At 71.4% G+C, this 15,836-nt stretch carries 18 protein-coding genes and 1 tRNA gene; 12 read left to right on the top strand and 7 right to left on the bottom strand.

Annotation, left to right across the window (positions count from 1 at the left end):
* The first annotated feature begins 1 nt into the window (after position 1).
* From proB to ACX80W_RS14230, 9 genes are all read left to right on the top strand, one after another.
* On the top strand, positions 2-1,132 hold the full coding sequence (proB, locus tag ACX80W_RS14270) for a glutamate 5-kinase (RefSeq protein WP_459284381.1): 1,131 nt from the start codon (positions 2-4) through the stop codon (positions 1,130-1,132).
* Positions 1,133-1,201: 69 nt separating this feature from the next.
* Complete coding sequence (locus tag ACX80W_RS14265; protein ID WP_459284379.1) at positions 1,202-2,575, top strand: glutamate-5-semialdehyde dehydrogenase; 1,374 nt, start codon at positions 1,202-1,204, stop codon at positions 2,573-2,575.
* A 103-nt stretch (positions 2,576-2,678) separates the two neighbouring features.
* Entirely contained in the window at positions 2,679-2,915 is a 237-nt protein-coding gene (locus ACX80W_RS14260; protein WP_459284377.1) for a hypothetical protein, read from the top strand.
* Positions 2,916-3,010: 95 nt separating this feature from the next.
* Positions 3,011-3,661: a nicotinate-nucleotide adenylyltransferase gene (gene nadD, locus ACX80W_RS14255; protein ID WP_459284397.1), complete on the top strand. Its 651-nt coding sequence runs from the start codon at positions 3,011-3,013 to the stop codon at positions 3,659-3,661.
* 166 nt (positions 3,662-3,827) lie between these two features.
* Complete coding sequence (locus ACX80W_RS14250) at positions 3,828-4,970, top strand: hypothetical protein (protein ID WP_459284375.1); 1,143 nt, start codon at positions 3,828-3,830, stop codon at positions 4,968-4,970.
* Positions 4,971-4,988: 18 nt separating this feature from the next.
* Positions 4,989-5,411, top strand: a complete 423-nt coding sequence (gene rsfS, locus ACX80W_RS14245; protein WP_133404795.1) for a ribosome silencing factor — start codon at positions 4,989-4,991, stop codon at positions 5,409-5,411.
* A complete protein-coding gene (locus ACX80W_RS14240; protein WP_459284372.1) occupies positions 5,408-6,088 on the top strand; it encodes a histidine phosphatase family protein in 681 nt (226 codons plus the stop codon). Before rsfS ends, ACX80W_RS14240 begins: the two co-directional genes overlap by 4 nt.
* Before the next feature lie 93 nt (positions 6,089-6,181).
* Positions 6,182-6,257 (top strand) — tRNA-Ala (locus tag ACX80W_RS14235).
* Positions 6,258-6,490: 233 nt separating this feature from the next.
* On the top strand, positions 6,491-7,228 hold the full coding sequence (locus tag ACX80W_RS14230; RefSeq protein WP_459284370.1) for a hypothetical protein: 738 nt from the start codon (positions 6,491-6,493) through the stop codon (positions 7,226-7,228).
* A 44-nt stretch (positions 7,229-7,272) separates the two neighbouring features.
* On the opposite strand, the gene ACX80W_RS14225 is transcribed toward ACX80W_RS14230, so the two are convergent.
* A complete protein-coding gene (locus ACX80W_RS14225) occupies positions 7,273-7,533 on the bottom strand; it encodes a hypothetical protein (RefSeq protein ID WP_459284368.1) in 261 nt (86 codons plus the stop codon).
* A 132-nt stretch (positions 7,534-7,665) separates the two neighbouring features.
* On the opposite strand from ACX80W_RS14225, the gene ACX80W_RS14220 reads away from it, so the two are divergent.
* A complete protein-coding gene (locus ACX80W_RS14220) occupies positions 7,666-7,848 on the top strand; it encodes a PspC domain-containing protein (protein ID WP_459284366.1) in 183 nt (60 codons plus the stop codon).
* A gap of 55 nt (positions 7,849-7,903) precedes the next feature.
* Here ACX80W_RS14220 and ACX80W_RS14215 read toward each other — a convergent pair whose 3' ends face one another.
* Positions 7,904-8,353, bottom strand: a complete 450-nt coding sequence (locus ACX80W_RS14215) for a GNAT family N-acetyltransferase (RefSeq protein ID WP_459284364.1) — start codon at positions 8,351-8,353, stop codon at positions 7,904-7,906.
* Positions 8,354-8,420: 67 nt separating this feature from the next.
* On the bottom strand, positions 8,421-9,305 hold the full coding sequence (locus ACX80W_RS14210) for a YsnF/AvaK domain-containing protein (protein WP_459284362.1): 885 nt from the start codon (positions 9,303-9,305) through the stop codon (positions 8,421-8,423).
* A gap of 178 nt (positions 9,306-9,483) precedes the next feature.
* Between ACX80W_RS14210 and ACX80W_RS14205 the strand changes: the two genes are divergently transcribed.
* The gene (locus tag ACX80W_RS14205) at positions 9,484-10,245 is read left to right on the top strand and encodes an NINE protein (RefSeq protein ID WP_459284360.1); all 762 of its coding nucleotides are present in this window, start codon (positions 9,484-9,486) and stop codon (positions 10,243-10,245) included.
* A gap of 3 nt (positions 10,246-10,248) precedes the next feature.
* On the opposite strand, the gene ACX80W_RS14200 is transcribed toward ACX80W_RS14205, so the two are convergent.
* A complete protein-coding gene (locus tag ACX80W_RS14200) occupies positions 10,249-11,772 on the bottom strand; it encodes a CYTH and CHAD domain-containing protein (protein ID WP_459284358.1) in 1,524 nt (507 codons plus the stop codon).
* Between the two features lie 128 nt (positions 11,773-11,900).
* On the opposite strand from ACX80W_RS14200, the gene ACX80W_RS14195 reads away from it, so the two are divergent.
* Positions 11,901-13,097, top strand: coding sequence for an App1 family protein phosphatidate phosphatase (locus ACX80W_RS14195; RefSeq protein ID WP_459284356.1), 1,197 nt, complete (start codon positions 11,901-11,903; stop codon positions 13,095-13,097).
* Here the strand turns inward: ACX80W_RS14195 and ACX80W_RS14190 are convergent.
* The 3 genes from ACX80W_RS14190 to ACX80W_RS14180 all read right to left on the bottom strand — a co-directional run bounded on the left by ACX80W_RS14190 (position 13,094) and on the right by ACX80W_RS14180 (position 15,744).
* Positions 13,094-14,179: an FUSC family protein gene (locus tag ACX80W_RS14190; protein WP_459284354.1), complete on the bottom strand. Its 1,086-nt coding sequence runs from the start codon at positions 14,177-14,179 to the stop codon at positions 13,094-13,096. The genes ACX80W_RS14195 and ACX80W_RS14190 overlap by 4 nt on opposite strands.
* A 72-nt stretch (positions 14,180-14,251) precedes the next feature.
* The gene (locus ACX80W_RS14185; protein WP_459284352.1) at positions 14,252-14,587 is read right to left on the bottom strand and encodes an ANTAR domain-containing protein; all 336 of its coding nucleotides are present in this window, start codon (positions 14,585-14,587) and stop codon (positions 14,252-14,254) included.
* Positions 14,588-14,766: 179 nt separating this feature from the next.
* Positions 14,767-15,744 carry an SDR family oxidoreductase gene (locus ACX80W_RS14180; RefSeq protein WP_459284350.1) on the bottom strand — a complete coding sequence of 326 codons (978 nt, stop codon included), beginning with the start codon at positions 15,742-15,744 and terminating at the stop codon, positions 14,767-14,769.
* Positions 15,745-15,836 lie beyond the last annotated feature (92 nt).

The raw sequence follows: 15,836 nt of genomic DNA, 5'->3' as shown, positions 1-15,836 counted from the left end.
GATGGCAGCACTCCACCCCCTGACGGACCGCTCCGGGCTGCCCGGAGCCCGGAGGGTCGTCGTGAAGGTGGGGTCCTCCTCCCTGACCTCGATTTCCGGCGGAATCTCCACCGAGGCGCTCGTGGGCCTCGTTGACATCCTCGCGGCGCGCCGCCTGGCCGGCAGTGAGGTGATCCTGGTGTCCTCCGGGGCGATCGCCGCCGGACTCGCGCCGCTCGGGCTCGCCCGCCGCCCGTCACAGCTCTCCTCCCAGCAGGCCGCGGCCAGCGTGGGCCAGGGCCTGCTGATGGCCCGCTACATGCAGGCCTTCGGCGCCCACGGGGTGACCGTGAGCCAGGTGCTGCTCACCGCGGACGACCTGGTGCGCCGCTCCCACTACGCCAATGCGCACCGGGCGATGGAGCGCCTGCTGAACTTCGGCGTCGTGCCGATCGTCAACGAGAACGACACCGTGGCGAGCCACGAAATCCGGTTCGGCGACAACGACCGCCTCGCCGCGCTGGTGGCCCACCTCGTCAAGGCCGACGCCCTCGTGCTGCTCTCCGACGTCGACGCCCTCTACGACGGCCCGCCGAAGGACGGCGCGCGGCGCATTCCCGCCGTGCACTCCCCGGCCGACCTCGACGGCGTCACCATCGGCCGGGCCGGTGCGGCCGGCGTCGGCACCGGCGGCATGGCCACCAAGGTGGAGGCGGCCGGCATCGCGGCGGCGTCGGGGATTCCCGCCCTGGTCACCTCGACGGCGAACGCCCAGGCGGCCCTGGACGGGGCCGACGTCGGCACCTGGTTCTCCGCCGGCGGCCGCCGCCAGCCGATCCGGCTGCTCTGGCTCGCCCACCTGGCCCGCATCCAGGGCACCCTCGTCCTCGACGACGGCGCCGTGAAGGCCGTGGGGGAGCGGCGGCGCTCCCTGCTCCCGGCGGGCATCCTCGCGGTGAAGGGGGACTTCGAGCCGGGCGATCCGGTGGAGATGGTCGACACCGCGGGCCGCGCCGTCGCCCGCGGGCTCGTCAACTACAGCTCCACCGAACTGCCGCCCATGCTCGGGCGTTCCACCCGGGACCTCGCCGAGGAACTCGGTCACGAGTACGAGCGCTCGGTGGTCCACGTCAACGACCTCGTGGTGCTCTGAGCCGGACCGCCCCATTCCGGCCACGGGAGCCGGGCCGCGGCACCGGGCACCTCTCGGTAGACTGTGCTCATGATCACTCCTCCCCAGACGCTGCAGGGCGGGCGCACTCCCGCCGAGACCGGGGACGCCGCCGTCCAGGCCGCGTCCGGTGAACCGACCGCCGCGGCACCGACCACCGCGGCACCGGACGTCACGCAGGCCGTGCACGCCCTCACCGACCGCTCCCGCGCGGCATCCCGCCTCATCGCCTCGGCGACGCGGGCGGTCAAGGACGGTGCGCTGCGCGCCGTGGCCGCTGCGCTGATCCAGCATCAGGACGCCGTCCTCGCGGCCAACGCGCTCGACCTCGACGCGGGCCGGGCCAACGGCACCTCCGCCTACCTGCTGGACCGGCTGAGCCTCGATCCGGCCCGGGTCGCCGGGCTCGCCCGCGCCCTGGAGGAGCTCGCCGCCCTGCCCGATCCGGTCGGCGCGGCGGTCCGCGGGCAGACCCTGCCCAACGGCCTCCGGCTGCGCCAGGTGCGGGTGCCCCTCGGGGTGGTCGCCGCCATCTACGAAGCCCGCCCGAATGTGACGATCGACATCGCCGGCCTGGCCCTCAAGAGCAGTAACGCCGTGATCCTCAGGGGCGGCTCAGCCGCGGCGCACACGAACGCGGCGCTCGTCCGGATCATCGGGGGAGCCCTCGAGGAGAGCGGACTGCCGGCCGATGCGGTGCTGAGCATCGACGACTACGGGCGTGCCGGGGCCGCGGTCCTGATGGCCGCGCGCGGGCGGGTCGACGTCCTGATCCCGCGCGGCGGGCGGGACCTGATCCAGACGGTCGTCCGCGAGTCCTCGGTGCCGGTGATCGAGACCGGGGAGGGGAACGTCCACATCTTCCTCGACGAGAGCGCCGACGCAGCAATGGCCACGGAGATCCTGCTCAACGCCAAGACCCAGCGGCCCAGTGTCTGCAACACAGTGGAAACCCTCCTGATCCACAGCGGCGCCTCCGCTGCGCCGGCGGTGCTCGGCCGGCTCGCCGCGGCCGGAGTGCGCCTCCACGTCGATGACCGGGCCCGGGCCCTGCTGCCGGAGGGGACGGCGTCCGAACCGGTCACCGACGACGACTGGGGCCGCGAGTACATGGCGCTCGACCTCGCCGTCGGGGTCGTGGACTCGGTTGAGGAGGCGCTGGCGCACATCCGGCGCTGGAGCACCGGCCACAGCGAGGCCATCCTCACCAACGACCTCGCCAACTCGGAGCGCTTCATCGCCGGCGTCGATTCCGCGGCGGTCCTCGTCAACGCCTCAACCCGGTTCGTCGACGGCGGCGAGCTCGGCCTCGGCGCGGAGGTGGGAATCTCCACCCAGAAGATGCATGCCAGGGGTCCCATGGGCCTCGCCGAACTGACCACGACGAAGTGGATCATCCAGGGCGAAGGACAGGTCCGGCAGTGAGGGACGTGTGCGGGGTGGAACCCGCAGCGCGTAATATGGTACCGAACCTCCACGCCGGCCCGGGCGCTCCGGCGGTCCGCCAATCAATTCCAAGGGGAACTACATGCTGAATTTCTACGCCGACGCAGCGGTGCTTGCAGGCGAGGTGGCGGAGCACACCGAGCTTCCGTTCCCGGCGATCGTCTACCCGCTGGTCATCGGAGGCCTCCTGCTGGTGCTCATGCTGGTCACCGTCTCGTTCACCAACCTCGGCCACCGGCACGAAGCCACCCAGGAACACCTCGACCCGCACAAGCAGCACCCCAACAAGCACGACCACGGCGAAGCCACCCGGCGCTAAGCATCTTGGGCGATTCGACGAAGGCCGGCGGCCCGGGCGCCCGGGACACTTGGCGGCACCAGCGGCCCGACGGCGGGCCGTGGCGGCTCGGCGTCATGGGCGGCACGTTCGACCCCATCCACCACGGGCACCTCGTGGCGGCGAGTGAAGTCGCCGCCGTCTTCGGCCTCGACGAGGTGGTCTTCGTGCCCACCGGGCAACCGTGGCAGAAGGCCGAGACGGATGTGTCGCCGGCCGAGCACCGGTACCTGATGACAGTGATCGCGACGGCTTCCAACCCGGACTTCACCGTCAGCAGGGTCGACATCGACCGCCCGGGCCCGACCTTCACCATCGACACACTGCGTGACCTCAGGGCCGCCCGGCCCGAGGCCGAGCTCTTCTTCATCACCGGTGCGGACGCCATGGCCCAGATCCTGTCGTGGAAGGACGTCGACGAACTGTGGACCCTCGCCCACTTCATCGGGGTGACCCGCCCCGGCCACGAGCTTGACGACGGTGGCCACGACGTGAGCCTGCTCGAGGTTCCGGCGATGGCCATCTCCTCGACGGACTGCCGCCGCCGGGTCGAATCGGGCAACCCGGTGTGGTACCTGGTGCCCGACGGCGTTGTGCAGTACATCGCCAAGTACGGGCTCTATGCACGGACCGACACCCCCGCCGGGCGGGGGACCGGGAACGGCGCCGGGCCCGGGACGCCGCCCCGCGGCGTCAATTCCAACGCGCTGCCCCAGAAGACCGGATGAGAAAGCAATGAGCAAGGCTAACGACGAGCTGCACCCACGACCCGCCGCTTCCGGCCGCGGGTCTTCCGTTGTGTCCGGAACCGGGAGCGGAGAGCAGACGGGCCCCCGGGCGTCCGGTGTGCCGCGGCGGAGCCGGCGGGCCGCCGACGCCCCGGTGGATGCCGAGGTGAGCACCACTGAGCGCGTCTCCCTGGCGCGGGCCCGGGACCGCGAGGCGCTGCGCACCTACCGTGCGCTGGCCGAGCATTCGGTGCCGACGATCACCACCTCATACGACGCGATGCCCACCCGGCGCCAGTTGAGGCTGCAGCAGCAGGAGGCGCAGGCGGCGCGGGCGGAGTCCCCGGTGACGGCTCCCGGCAGGTCCCTCCCGGGCGGCGCGGCGCAGGGAACCGCCGGTGCGGCGGAAACTCCAGGAACCGTGGAGGGCACCGGGGACGCACCGGCGGCCGGACGCCAGCGCGAAGGGCGCCCCCTGCACCCCGACGGCACCCCGGTCGAGCGGCGGACCGCGCAGGTGCCGCTCGAGGGCCGGCGCGACCGGCGCCGGCGGCTTTCGGGCCCGGACGGGGCGGTCCCGGCCGGTACCGCCCCGGCGTCCGGGGCGTCCTCCCCAGCCGCGGAGGGTGCGCCGGACCAGGACCTCAGCGTCGAACAGGCACTGGCGGCCCGCGAGGCCATCATGGCGCAGGCGCGGGACCAGGTCGCCATGATCGAGTCGGCGCAGGGCACCGACCCGTTCGCTGTCGATCCGGACATCCTGGCGAAGCAGAAGGCCCTTGCCGAACGCGCCGCCGTCCTCAACAGCAGGGCGCAGAAGATCCAGCAGCTCTCGGAGGAAAACGCCCAGCGGCGGCCGCAGTCGAGCGACCCGACCACCGCGCACAACCTCTCGATCGTCGCGCCCCCGGAATACGTCACCGTGCCGGGGGTGGGCGGGCCCGTCCTGAAGGCCCCGACCACCTCCCACGTTCCGGTCGTCCGCCGTCCCGTCCCGCCGACCCCGTCCGCCAAGGCATCTGCCCCGCAGGCTCCTTCGGGCCGGACGCCCGCCGGCCGGGGCCCCGAACGGCGGTCGCAGGTCCTGGCGCAGGCCGAAACCATCGCCCGGAACCACGGCCGGGCGACCGACGACGGTGCCACCCCGGTTCGCGCCCAGAGCGCCCACGGACTCGACCCCCTCGATGCGATGACCGCGGGCCTGGCCCGGGTCCGGCGCATGAGGTACCTGCAGTTTTCAACACTCGGGTTGGGCGTGCTTGCACTCCTGGCCGGAATTCTAATGATTGTCAGCGGCTTCGGCGGCTGACCACACACAAGGAGATCAGTGAGCGCTACCGAATCGTCCATCGGCATTGCACGCACCGCGGCGCACGCCGCAGTGGACAAGATTGCCCAGGACATTGTTGCCATCGATGTAAGCGAGCGCCTGGCGATCACCGATGTTTTCCTCATCGCCTCGGCACCGAGCGAACGCCAGGTCAACGCCATCGTCGACGGCATCGAGGAGGAACTGTCCAAGCAGGGGCTGAAGCCCGTCCGGCGTGAGGGCCGCAGCGAGGGCCGCTGGGTCCTGCTCGACTACGCCGAGGTGGTCATCCACGTCCAGCACGAGGAAGACCGCGTGTTCTACGCCCTGGAGCGGCTCTGGAACGACTGCCCGTCCGTCGACCTGCAGCTCGAGGGTTCCCTGCAGAGCTCGCCGCAGAACCCGGATGCACCCAGCGCCGTCGGCACCGAAGCGGAGTGACGGGACACCGGCACAATGACCCTGCCGCCCGCAGGGTGATCTTCTGGCGGCACGGCAGGACGGCCTGGAACCACGGCGGGATGTTCCAGGGCCAGGAGGACATCCCGCTCGACGCGACGGGCCGCCGCCAGGCCTCGCGGGCCGCCGGGCTGCTGGCCCAGCGCCACCCGGTGCGCATCGTATCCTCCGACCTCAGCCGCGCCGCGGACACCGCCCACGCCCTGGCCTCGATCACCGGACTCAAGGTGGCCTCGGACAAGCGGTTCCGCGAAACCGCCGCCGGTGCGTGGCAGGGCCTGACCTTCGACGAGATCCAGGAGCGGTTCCCCAAGGACAATGCGGCCTGGCGCGGGGGCGACCCCCTCGCGCGGGCCGGCGGCGCAGAGAACCGTGAAGAGGTGGGCCGCCGCATGTATGAGGCGACGCTTGAGGCGGTTGAGCATCTCGCCCCCGGACAGACCCTTGTGGTGGTCAGCCACGGCGGAGCGATCCGCGCCGGGCTCGCCGCCCTGATGGGCCTTCCCTCGACCACCTGGGGTGCCCTGGCGGGAGTTTCCAACTGCCACTGGTCCCTTGTGGACGAGCAGGTGCGTACACCGGAGGCGCTCTATTCGTGGCAGCTGCGGGAGCACAATGTGGGCCTCGGCTCCTTCCCGGCGGAGCCGATCGAGGGGTAACGGGGGCCCGATCCGGCCGATTTTGCAGTAGCGGAAAAATTTACTAAACTGAACAAGTTGCTTCGGCCGGTTCGCCGGAAGGAGAAACGGATTGGGGCTGTGGCGCAGCTGGTAGCGCACCTGCATGGCATGCAGGGGGTCAGGGGTTCGAGTCCCCTCAGCTCCACCAATCCGCCGCCAGGATCCGGGACACCTCCCGGGACCTGGCGGTTTTTTTGTGCCCGGCTGCGGGTGGACCTGCCCGGCCCCGTGGCCGCCGGCAGCGCAGCGGTCCCGGCACGGGCGGCACCCACCCCGCTATAGGCACTGCAACGGTTCGGTGACAATTCCGCCGGGCCGCTCCCCGGATGCCCCGCAGGGTCCCACAATGGACGGATCGGACGCGGCCCGGGGGAGGAACCTATGCGCAGGACGCATACGACGCTACTGTCCTACGGCGGGGCTGCCGGCCTCGCCGTCCTGCTGGGAGCCTGCGCTCCGGCCGTCTCCGGCCCGTCGCCCTCCAGCAGTTCCCCACCCCCGGCGTCCGCCGCCGCGGCACCGACGGCCACCCACACCGCGCCACCTTCCGGGACGGCACCGGCGACGGACCCGCCGACCGGCCCGGGCTGGAACACCTACCAAACCCTCGACGGCGACCTCGCCTTCGACTATCCCGAAAACTGGACGATCCGCGCGGCCGACGGCGCGGCGCCCGGCGGGGTCTCGGTCGAGGTCGTCAGCGACACCGGCAAGTCGGTGGCGGCACTGCGGACCAATCTCGTCACCGGGGCCGAGTGCGCGGAGAAGTCTCCATACGGGCTGATCGAGTCGCAGCCGCTGCCCGCCCTGGCCCAGGCCGGCACTGTTCCCCGGTTCGTCTTCGAAATCCGCAGCGATCCCCTGCAGGCCGACCCGCAGAAGGGCTTCAGCGGGGCCTACGGAATCACCTCGGGGCCGGAACCGACCGGGCCCACCGCGTGCCCCATCGCGCATTTCTTCACCTGGCCGCCCAGCGGCGCGGCGTTCGGCGGCGTCTACGACCCGTTCGACACGACGCCCGGCAACCCGCCGCACGCCGACACGCCGCAGGTGTACGCCGAGACGGAGGAGTTCGGGGACATCCGCACCATGATCACCTCGCTGCGCCCCGCGGGGTGAACCCTCCGGTGCACCAGCGGTCAAGCGCCGTGCGGCCCGGCCTCCTAGCGGGCCGGCCCCGGCCGTCCCGGTCCGTCCCGGTTCTCGGACAGCCAGCGCCGCGACCAGATCACCACCACGTACACGACCAGGCAGTTCGTGATCACGCGCATGAGGGTGAGTTCGGTGCTGTACGCGCCGAAAATCAGGACCGTGACCAGGACGACGACCGCGCTCCTGCGCAGGAGGGCAAGGTGACGGGACGTGAGGCCACTGGGCCAGGGGTGGAAGTCAACCTGCTGCGGCTTGTCCGCGTTGCCAAACACATCAGCTCCTCGGGTGATTTCAGCTGATGCAGCAATGGTGCGCGCTGGGGCCGCGGCGCACAAGCGTTTTTCCCGGCAGCCCACGGCATTTTCGTCCTGTCCACCGGAAATCCCGATTGGTAGGGTACGGGCATGACTTCTCAACTGGTACGCCCGCGCAACGGCAAGGTGATCGCGGGGGTCTGTGCGGCCCTCGCCGCCCGCTTCGGCATCTCCAGGACGCTCGTCCGACTGCTGTTCGTTATTTTCGGATTGGTCGGGGCAGGGGAGATCGCCTACATCATCCTCTGGATCGTGATCCCGAAGTCGTCCTGACCCCAGCGGCACGGGCGGCACCACAGGACGCCGCCCGCTCCGGGGCGCCCTGGGGTCAATTGCCCTTCCAGGCATACCGGACGTCCGGTGCCCGCTCCTCGTTCCCTGCGCCGTCGGTGCGTTCGACGGCCGCGAATCCGTGCCGCTCGTAGAACCGCCGGGCGCCGAGGTTCGACTCGAAGGTCCACAGCTGGAGCCCGGCCGGCTGCCGCGCTTTGGCATGGTCGACGAGTAGGGTGCCCACGCCGCGCCGCCAGAACTCCGGAGCCACATAGAGCTGGTCGATCCAGCCCGGGCTCAGGCTGAGCAGGCCTGCCGCCCGGCCGCCGCCGTCGACGGCGAGCCAGGTCTCCCCGGCCGCGATAAGGACATCGCGGACGAACTCTTCGTCCTCCGCTGCGGTATGGACGGACGGGGGCAGGTACGCGGCGGCGGCTGTGCGGGAATCGCGGAAGACGCGGATGGCCCTGGGAGCATCCGCCGGCTCCGCCCTGCGGATCAGCATGGTCCGCCCCTTTCCCTCTCCTCCCGCATCCCTGCGCGAACCGCACGCGGCCGGCCGACCCCGTGGATCAGCCGTCGGTCCTTCGCGCAGCGGTGGTCCGGCCGGGAGCGTCGATCGATTCGGCCTCGATGACCTCCTTGCGGACCTCCCCGCTGAGGGTTTCCTCGTGGGTGATGATTTCCTTGAGCACGTGGATCCGTTCGACGGCGACGATCTCGGTCTGCACCACCGGGCGCTCCTGGTACAGGACGATGTCGTATGCGTCCCCGCTGAAGGCCGAGCCGACGGCGGCGTACAGGTCATCGTGGTCCACCCCGGTATCGCCTTCGCGTTCCACATAGGTGTAGGACCCGCCGTTGGCGGAGGAGGCCGCCCCGTTGCCGTGGCCGTTGCCGTTCCGGTGGCCCGGCACGTCGTCCACGGGGATGCGTTCGATGTGGAGCTCCTCCCGCCGGACCGGAACCGTGATCGTAACCTCCTCGGTGACGATCCTCTTCACGAGGCGCACCCGCTCGGTCTCCCGGATCTCGGTGCCCGCCCGGAGCTGCTCCTCGGAGCGGATCATCACGTGGTCGCTTTCCAGCCGGGACGTCGCATAATCGCCGTCCGTCCCGGCCGTCGTTTCATCGACACCGGGGAGGAGCCCGTAATGGCGCAGCAGGTGCTTCTCCTCCGCCGCGCTCAGGTGTCCGTCCTGGGACATCCCCGGAGAGGCGAGCACCGATTCGCGGGGATAGGCGACCTGCACGTCCCCACCCGCCGCGGTGGCGCCGTCGAGCGGCACGAAGGACTCCGCGGCGCCCGATGTCCCCGTGTCCACGGTGACCCACGTAGGCCGGCCGGTGGCATCGTCGACGTACAGCCGCCCCAACGGGCCGAGGACCTGCCCATCCGAGCTGAGGACGCTGCCGCCGGCGCTGATGAGGTCCTTCATCTGTTCCTGGGTGATCATGGGGTCTCTTTCCGAAGTGGGGGCGATCAGGATGCCTGTTGTCCTTCACGTTATGAGGCTCCCCACCATATAGCAAGCATGCTTAGTACACGGCGGGCCACGCCGGACCGGGCCCGGCGCAATACGCAAGGGGATACCCGTCCTATCCCGGCCGCCTCCACCGGCATAGGGTTCTGGCATGGACGCCGAGGCGGGTCCTGCACCGAAGCGGTGGTCCAACCGGCTGACCGCCACCCGCACGCGCGCGGGCGGGCCCGCCGACCCCGTCCCGGACGTGCGCCTGATCGACTTCCGCAGACCCTGGGCACTGTCCCTGCTGCTCGGGTTCTTCGGCACCGACCGGTTCTACCTCCGGCGGCCGGTCTCCGGGGTCCTCAAGCTGCTCACGCTGGGCGGCGGAGGCTTCTGGTGGGCCGCCGATGTCCTGGCGCTCGCCCTCGGATCGGCCGTCGACGGCGGCGGCCACCCCCTGTCGGGGCGCCGCGGCCACCGCGCGGCGGCAGCGACGGTCTCGCTCCTCACCATCGCCACCGTCTTCACCCTTGCCTCCGGCCCGGCATTGACCGCACTGCGTGCCGGTGCAGCGTCCGCCATGGTCGCACTGGCTTCGGTCATTCCGACCCGGGAGCCACCGCCGGCGTGGACCGAAGTGGCGGCGCTCGCCGGCGGCCCCGGACGGCCGGCGCCCGACCCGTTCACGCTCGGCGGCGGTGCGGCACGGATCAGCTACACCCTCGAGGGGCCGGGCTTTGTCTACCTGCTGGCGGCCGGGACCCAGACGGTGCCCGAGGGCGAGGAGCCGGTCATCTCGATGCTCGAGGCGGGCTCCGGCAGGCGCACCCTGCGGGTGGACCCGGGGGAGTGGATCCTCACGGTCCTGCCGCCGGAGACGCGCTGGTCGGCCACCGTGGAGCGGTTCACCGGCGGCAGCGCAGGCTAGGCCCTACCGCAGGCGCTCCGCCGCCTCCCGGTAGGCCGCAGACGCCGCCTCCTGGCGGGGAACCTCCGCCTGGTGCAACACGCCGTAGGCGAAGGTATTGGAGCCGGATCGGTGGGCCTCCCGCGCGGTCCGGGCGACATGCTCCTGGAACAGGACGCTGTCACGGTGGACGCCGAGGGCATCCTGGACCTCCTCGGCGGTCACCAGGGCGGCTTCGAGCTTCTTCCCGAAGTCGAATCCGGCGGCAGCGGAGACGGACCGGATGGCGTACCGCAGCCGCTTGGACCGCTTCCGCACCTCGTGGAGCAGGGAGATCCGCGCCGCCGGGTCCTCCTCCACGGCGGCGGCGTCGATGAGCTTCACCACCCGGCGTTGCTGGCGCCGGGCGGCCCGTCGGAGTGCCTTCCGCGCGTCTTCCGCGTCCGCCCCGGCACGCAGCGGCACCCTGGCGGTGAAATCGTCAAGCGCCGCGAGGAGCCGGAAATACCTGGGGGAGTCCAGCTCGGCCAGCAGGGCCTGGTACGCCTGGCGGTAATTCGTGGCGGCCGTCTTCCCGAGCAGGCGGACCACATGGCCCGGAATCGTCCTGTCCGGGTAGGCCCTAGTGCTCTCCGGGACACGGCCGCGGATCACCTCGGCGTCGCGGGCGGCACTGAGCGCGCGCCCAAGGCGCTGCAGGCGGGCCTCAAGGTCCCGGGCAGCGTCCTCATCCAGCAGCTTCCCGTAGGTCCTGAGCACACTCCTGAGGGTGCGGGCCTTCACCCTGAGCTGGTGGACGGCGTCCTCCTCGTCCACCCGGACGCGGGGGTCCCAGGACTTGAGCTCGGCCGCGAGCGCCGTGAACACCGGAGCGAGGACCGCACCCACCGGTGTGCCGGCGCTCGCCGGGAGTTCCCGAACCGTGCCCGGCCCTTCCACCCGCAGTGCGAGCCGTTTGGCGGGTCCGCCGGGGGAGGCGCCCGCCGCGACCAGGAGGGCCTCCACCGTCTCGGGCAGCTCCCCGGAGCGGCCTGCGTCGTCCGCGGCGGTGCGGCCGTCGCGGGCCGGTGCGCCGGTCGGGGGTGCCCCGACCGTCCATTCCCGCCAACCCGGGCCACCGTCCGCGGGCGCGACGGCGTCGTCCCTCACCCGCAGCACGGCGCCGCCGCCAGGCCCCGGAACGGTAATCTCCCGCCGGTGGATATCCAGCCTGGCGACCGGCCGGAGTTCCCGGTCGCGGACGTGGACCCTCACCCGCTCAAGCAGCTTCGGAGGGACGCCACCGTTCCGGCGCGACGCGATGGTGAGGTCGAGGTGGCGCAGCTCCGCGGGGAACGCGAGGTCCCAGGAGGCGGCGTCCGCCCCGCCGGTGAGCGATACGGTGATGCCGTGGCGCAGCAGCGCCAGGTCCGGAAGGTCATAGTGGGTTCGGGAAAGCGGGGAGGTGCCCTCCGGCGGGGGCCCGCCGGCACCGGGCAGCTCCGGCAGCACGGCGTCGGCATCGGCGGTGTACCGGCGGGCTCCCGGCGCGTTCTCCCTCGGGGTCATGTGCCATTATGGTGCCGCCCCGCGGCGGAGGGCCACGGGCTTTCCACCCCCGGTTGGGCCTTGCGCGGACGCGGCGCAAGAGGGGATAGGGGGGAGTCTCCGGTGCGCACTCGTGGCACACTGAACCCATGACGACACCTGCTGAACAGCCAACAGACCGTCCGGCCGACAACGCCGAAATCATCGAGTCGACCCCGGCCACCAAGGCTCCGGGGGCCGACGTGCCCGGTGTGGAGGTGAAGGAACGCACGCACCTCGGGATGAAACTCGACGATGCCTGGCTCGGCTTCCAGCGGCGGCTCGCCGTCCGCCGCGGGCACGTGCAGACCGTCATCCCGTACACCGGCTATGGAACGACCAAATGGGTGAGGGTGCTGGCCCGGGTGGTCCTGACCGATCCGCGTGACAGCGGCCCCGTCGAGGACAGCGGGCCGCTCAAGCCCCTCAAGGAGGGGATCCGCGGGTGGCGGAACTTCACCAGCGCCCCCGTGCGCGACGCCGTCGTCCAGGTCCAGATCAACGGGAGCACCCACACCGTCAAGGCCGACCACGGCGGCGTGATCGATGCCCGCATCGACGTCGAGCTCACCCCCGGCTGGCACACCGTGCGGCTGAAGTCGGGTGATTCACGGCTCGCCGACGCCCCGATGCGGGTGGTCGATGACTCGGTCGACTTCGGAGTGGTCTCCGACATCGACGACACCGTCATGGTCACCGCCCTTCCGCGTCCATTCCTCGCCGCCTGGAACACCTTCGTGGTCGATGAGCACGCCCGCACCCCGACCCCCGGCATGGCGGTGCTGTACGAGCGGATCACCCGCAGCATGCCGTCGGCGCCGGTCCTGTACCTCTCGACGGGGGCCTGGAACGTCGCGCCCGCGCTGACCCGGTTCCTCTCCCGCAACCTCTACCCGGCCGGGCCCAAGCTGCTCACCGACTGGGGGCCGACCCGCGACCGCTGGTTCCGCAGCGGCCAGGACCACAAGCGCAGCTCCCTCGAGCGCCTGGCCGCGGAGTTCCCGTCGGTGAAGTGGCTCCTCGTGGGCGATGACGGCCAGCACGATGAGGCGATCTACGCCGAATTCGCCCAGCGCCACCCCGACCGGGTGCGGGCGATCGCGATCCGCCAGCTCTCGGCCAGCGAGGCGGTCCTCGCCGGCGGGCGGTCCAAGACGAACGCGTCCGCGCTGACCCCGGACATCGACTGGATCTACGCCCCGGACGGCGCCGGGATGTCCAAGCAGCTCGAGAAGCTGGGCATCATCGCGCCGGATCCCGATCCGGACCCGGTTCCCGAGCCCTTTCCGCACCGCGGCGAGGACTAATCCGCCGGAGCGGAGTCGAGGCGGATGGTGAGCAGGATCCGCCGCAGGCCCAGGCCGAAGGTCGCCGCCGCGTCGATGCGCTCGTTGCGGGCGGCGGTGCGGTGCACGTGGTCCATGAGCGCCTCGACGGCCGCCTCCGCCGAGTCCTGGGCATCCGCTGCGGGATCCCAGGCGTCGATGGCCTCCGACGTCAGCCGGCTGGCTTCGGCCAGGGGTGCGCCCAAGCCGGCGGGCAGCGGCGCGGCGGTGTCCGTGCGCCAGATGGCGCCGGAGAGCACCTCGGTGATGTCTTCGACGTAGAAGGTGATCCGCTCCAGCGACCCGAGGGCGTGGTAGTCGGCCTCGAGGTTCCGGCCGTTGCGGTGCCGGCGGAGGTTCCCGCGGCGGCTCGTGTCGGCCAGCTGCACCGCGGAGCGGGCGTCCCGCCCCAGCTGGCTGAGCCGGTCCTGGCGGGAGGCCCACTCCTCGTGCTCCGGCGGCCACTTCTCCTCGAGGGCCGCCCCCATGTCGCTGAGCTGGAGCGCCAGGGCGGAGCGGAGTTCCTCAAGGCTCTGGACGACGCCGTTGAGGTGCAGCGGCGGAAAGACCAGGGCGTTGACCGCCAGGCCCACGCCCACCCCGACCAGCATCTGGATCGAGTAGCCCAGCGAGTAGCTGTCCGCGTTGTCCCCGCCCAGCAGCAGGACGAACAGCGCCGCCATTGGGATCCAGTCCCGGCCGGCGCCCAGCCGCGGCAGCGCGGCGAGGAGTACACCGAGCCCGACCACCAGGCCAACGGTCACGCTCGTGGGATTGCCGAGCAGGATCACCGGGAAGGCCAGCAGGATCCCGGCGCCGAGTCCGAGAAGTGTCTGGAGCCCCGTGCGGACCGACCCGGCCACTGTCGGGTACATGCACACGAGCGCGCCGAGCGGGGCGTAGTAGGGGTATGCGGAGGCCACGCCGGGGACCAGCTGGGCCACCCACCAGGCGATGCCGGCGGCGAGGGCCGCCTTCAGGGCGAGCAGGAGGCGCCCGTGCCTCAGGTAGGCACCGAGGCGTTGGGGAAGTGGCCGGCGGACAGGGGAAATCGATGAAGCCATCCCTTCAGTATTGCAATATCTGGCCGCCCGCTCCTGCCGGCGGGGTTCCGTCGGTGATACCCGGCGGCCGGTTCAGCCCTGCCTCGCGCTGTGCCCGGCCGATGCCACAACCGCCGCTGCGACCTCGCGCAGCTTGACGTTCCGGGCGCTCGAAGCCGCCTTCAGAATGGTCATGGCCGAGTCCTGGCTGCACCTGTTCTGCGCCATGATGATGCCCACCGCCAGGTCGATCGTCGTGCGCGCCTGCATGGCGGCCCGCAGGTTCTCGTCGGTGTCTGAGAGTCGCGCGATCCGGACGGCGAGGCGGAGCGGAGCGCGCGGGAGGCCTCCCTGGCGAAGACCTCGGCCGTGTGGATGGCGTCCTGGTCGAAGGCCAGGGGCGCGGCCGCGTAGAGGTTCAGCCCGCACCGGGCTTCCCCGTCGACCGGAATGGGCACGGCGACCACCGAGCGGAGGTTCTGGGCGGCCGCCGCCGCCACGTCCTCCGGCCAGCGGTGTTCCTGCTGGAGGTCCGGAACGTGGACGGTGTGCGAATACGGCCTCCGGAGCCCTCGGTGGAGGGGCCGGTGGTGTTCCGGGCGGATAAGTCAGCGGAACATCCGGCGCACGACGACGGTGCCCGCGGTCGCCAGCGCGGCGGTGCCGAGCAGGGTGCGCTGCACCGAGCGGCGCCTGCCGCTCCACCCGCCGGTCACCGCCGCGTTCCGCCTGTCCTGCGAGGGCTCGTACAGGTTGCCGCTGGTGGGTTCGGCCTGCTGCTTGCGGGAGAGGTGGGTCCTCTCCACCTGATGGGCCATCGCCGCTTCGACCTTCGCCGGGGCGAACCGGTGCTGGCGCACCATCGAGCGGCCGATCCGGCCCACGACCACCTCATCGCGCGGCGAGGTGGTGAGTTTGTAGATGGCGGCGGCCACCTTCTGCGGGCTGTACACCGGCGGCATCGCCAGCGCCTTCCGGCCGGTGTAGTTCGCCGCCTGGTTGAAGAACGGTGTGTCGATCGTCGCCGGGAGCACGGTGCAGACATGGATCCTGCGGGTCTTTTCCAGCAGCAGCTCCGAACGCAGGCTCACTCCGAGCGCGCGGACGGCGGCCTTGGACATCGAGTAGGCCGAGGTGTAGGGCTGGGGGACAACGCCCACGATGGAGGACACGTTGATGAGCACCCCGGAGCCTTGGCTCTTCATGTGCTGCAGTGCCACCCGGGCCCCGTGCACATAGCCCATGATGTTGACGTCGAGGACCCGGTTGAAGTCCTTCAGCGGCACCTCCAGGAAAGGGGAGAAGAAGGAGACCGCGGCGTTGTTGATCCACACGTCGATCCGGTCGTAGGCCTCCACGGCCCGCCCGGCCAGCTCCTGGACCGCCTCCGGGTCGCTCGTATCGGTGGGCACCGAGAAGGCCCGCGCCCCGTAGGCCTCGCATTCCTCGATCAGGCCCTGGAGGGCCTCCTCCCGGCGGGCCGCCAGGACGAGGGACGCGCCCTTACGGGCGAAGTGGAGGGCCGTCGCCCGCCCGATTCCGCTCGATGCTCCGGTGATCACGACGGCTGGCTGCTCTTTGCTCACTTAGTTTCCCTACCTTCGCATGGACTCTGGCGTGGCTCCCGGCATGGCCGGCGGGGCGGGTGGGCGGCATGTCCGGCCCACCCGCTCCCGAG

The organism is Arthrobacter melezitosi (assembly GCF_054511055.1).
The sequence above is the reverse complement of the archived record's forward strand: the minus strand, read 5'-3'. Positions and strand labels throughout refer to the sequence as shown.

What these genes read in the sequence shown, in the direction of transcription:
- proB (WP_459284381.1), top strand. Translation starts at nt 2, where the DNA reads ATGGCAGCACTCCACCCCCTGACGGACCGCTCCGGGCTGCCCGGAGCC.
- ACX80W_RS14265 (WP_459284379.1), top strand. Translation starts at nt 1,202, where the DNA reads ATGATCACTCCTCCCCAGACGCTGCAGGGCGGGCGCACTCCCGCCGAG.
- ACX80W_RS14260 (WP_459284377.1), top strand. Translation starts at nt 2,679, where the DNA reads ATGCTGAATTTCTACGCCGACGCAGCGGTGCTTGCAGGCGAGGTGGCG.
- nadD (WP_459284397.1), top strand. Translation starts at nt 3,011, where the DNA reads ATGGGCGGCACGTTCGACCCCATCCACCACGGGCACCTCGTGGCGGCG.
- ACX80W_RS14230 (WP_459284370.1), top strand. Translation starts at nt 6,491, where the DNA reads ATGCGCAGGACGCATACGACGCTACTGTCCTACGGCGGGGCTGCCGGC.
- ACX80W_RS14220 (WP_459284366.1), top strand. Translation starts at nt 7,666, where the DNA reads ATGACTTCTCAACTGGTACGCCCGCGCAACGGCAAGGTGATCGCGGGG.
- ACX80W_RS14215 (WP_459284364.1), bottom strand. Translation starts at nt 8,353, where the DNA reads ATGCTGATCCGCAGGGCGGAGCCGGCGGATGCTCCCAGGGCCATCCGC.
- ACX80W_RS14210 (WP_459284362.1), bottom strand. Translation starts at nt 9,305, where the DNA reads ATGATCACCCAGGAACAGATGAAGGACCTCATCAGCGCCGGCGGCAGC.
- ACX80W_RS14205 (WP_459284360.1), top strand. Translation starts at nt 9,484, where the DNA reads ATGGACGCCGAGGCGGGTCCTGCACCGAAGCGGTGGTCCAACCGGCTG.
- ACX80W_RS14200 (WP_459284358.1), bottom strand. Translation starts at nt 11,772, where the DNA reads ATGACCCCGAGGGAGAACGCGCCGGGAGCCCGCCGGTACACCGCCGAT.
- ACX80W_RS14195 (WP_459284356.1), top strand. Translation starts at nt 11,901, where the DNA reads ATGACGACACCTGCTGAACAGCCAACAGACCGTCCGGCCGACAACGCC.
- ACX80W_RS14190 (WP_459284354.1), bottom strand. Translation starts at nt 14,179, where the DNA reads ATGGCTTCATCGATTTCCCCTGTCCGCCGGCCACTTCCCCAACGCCTC.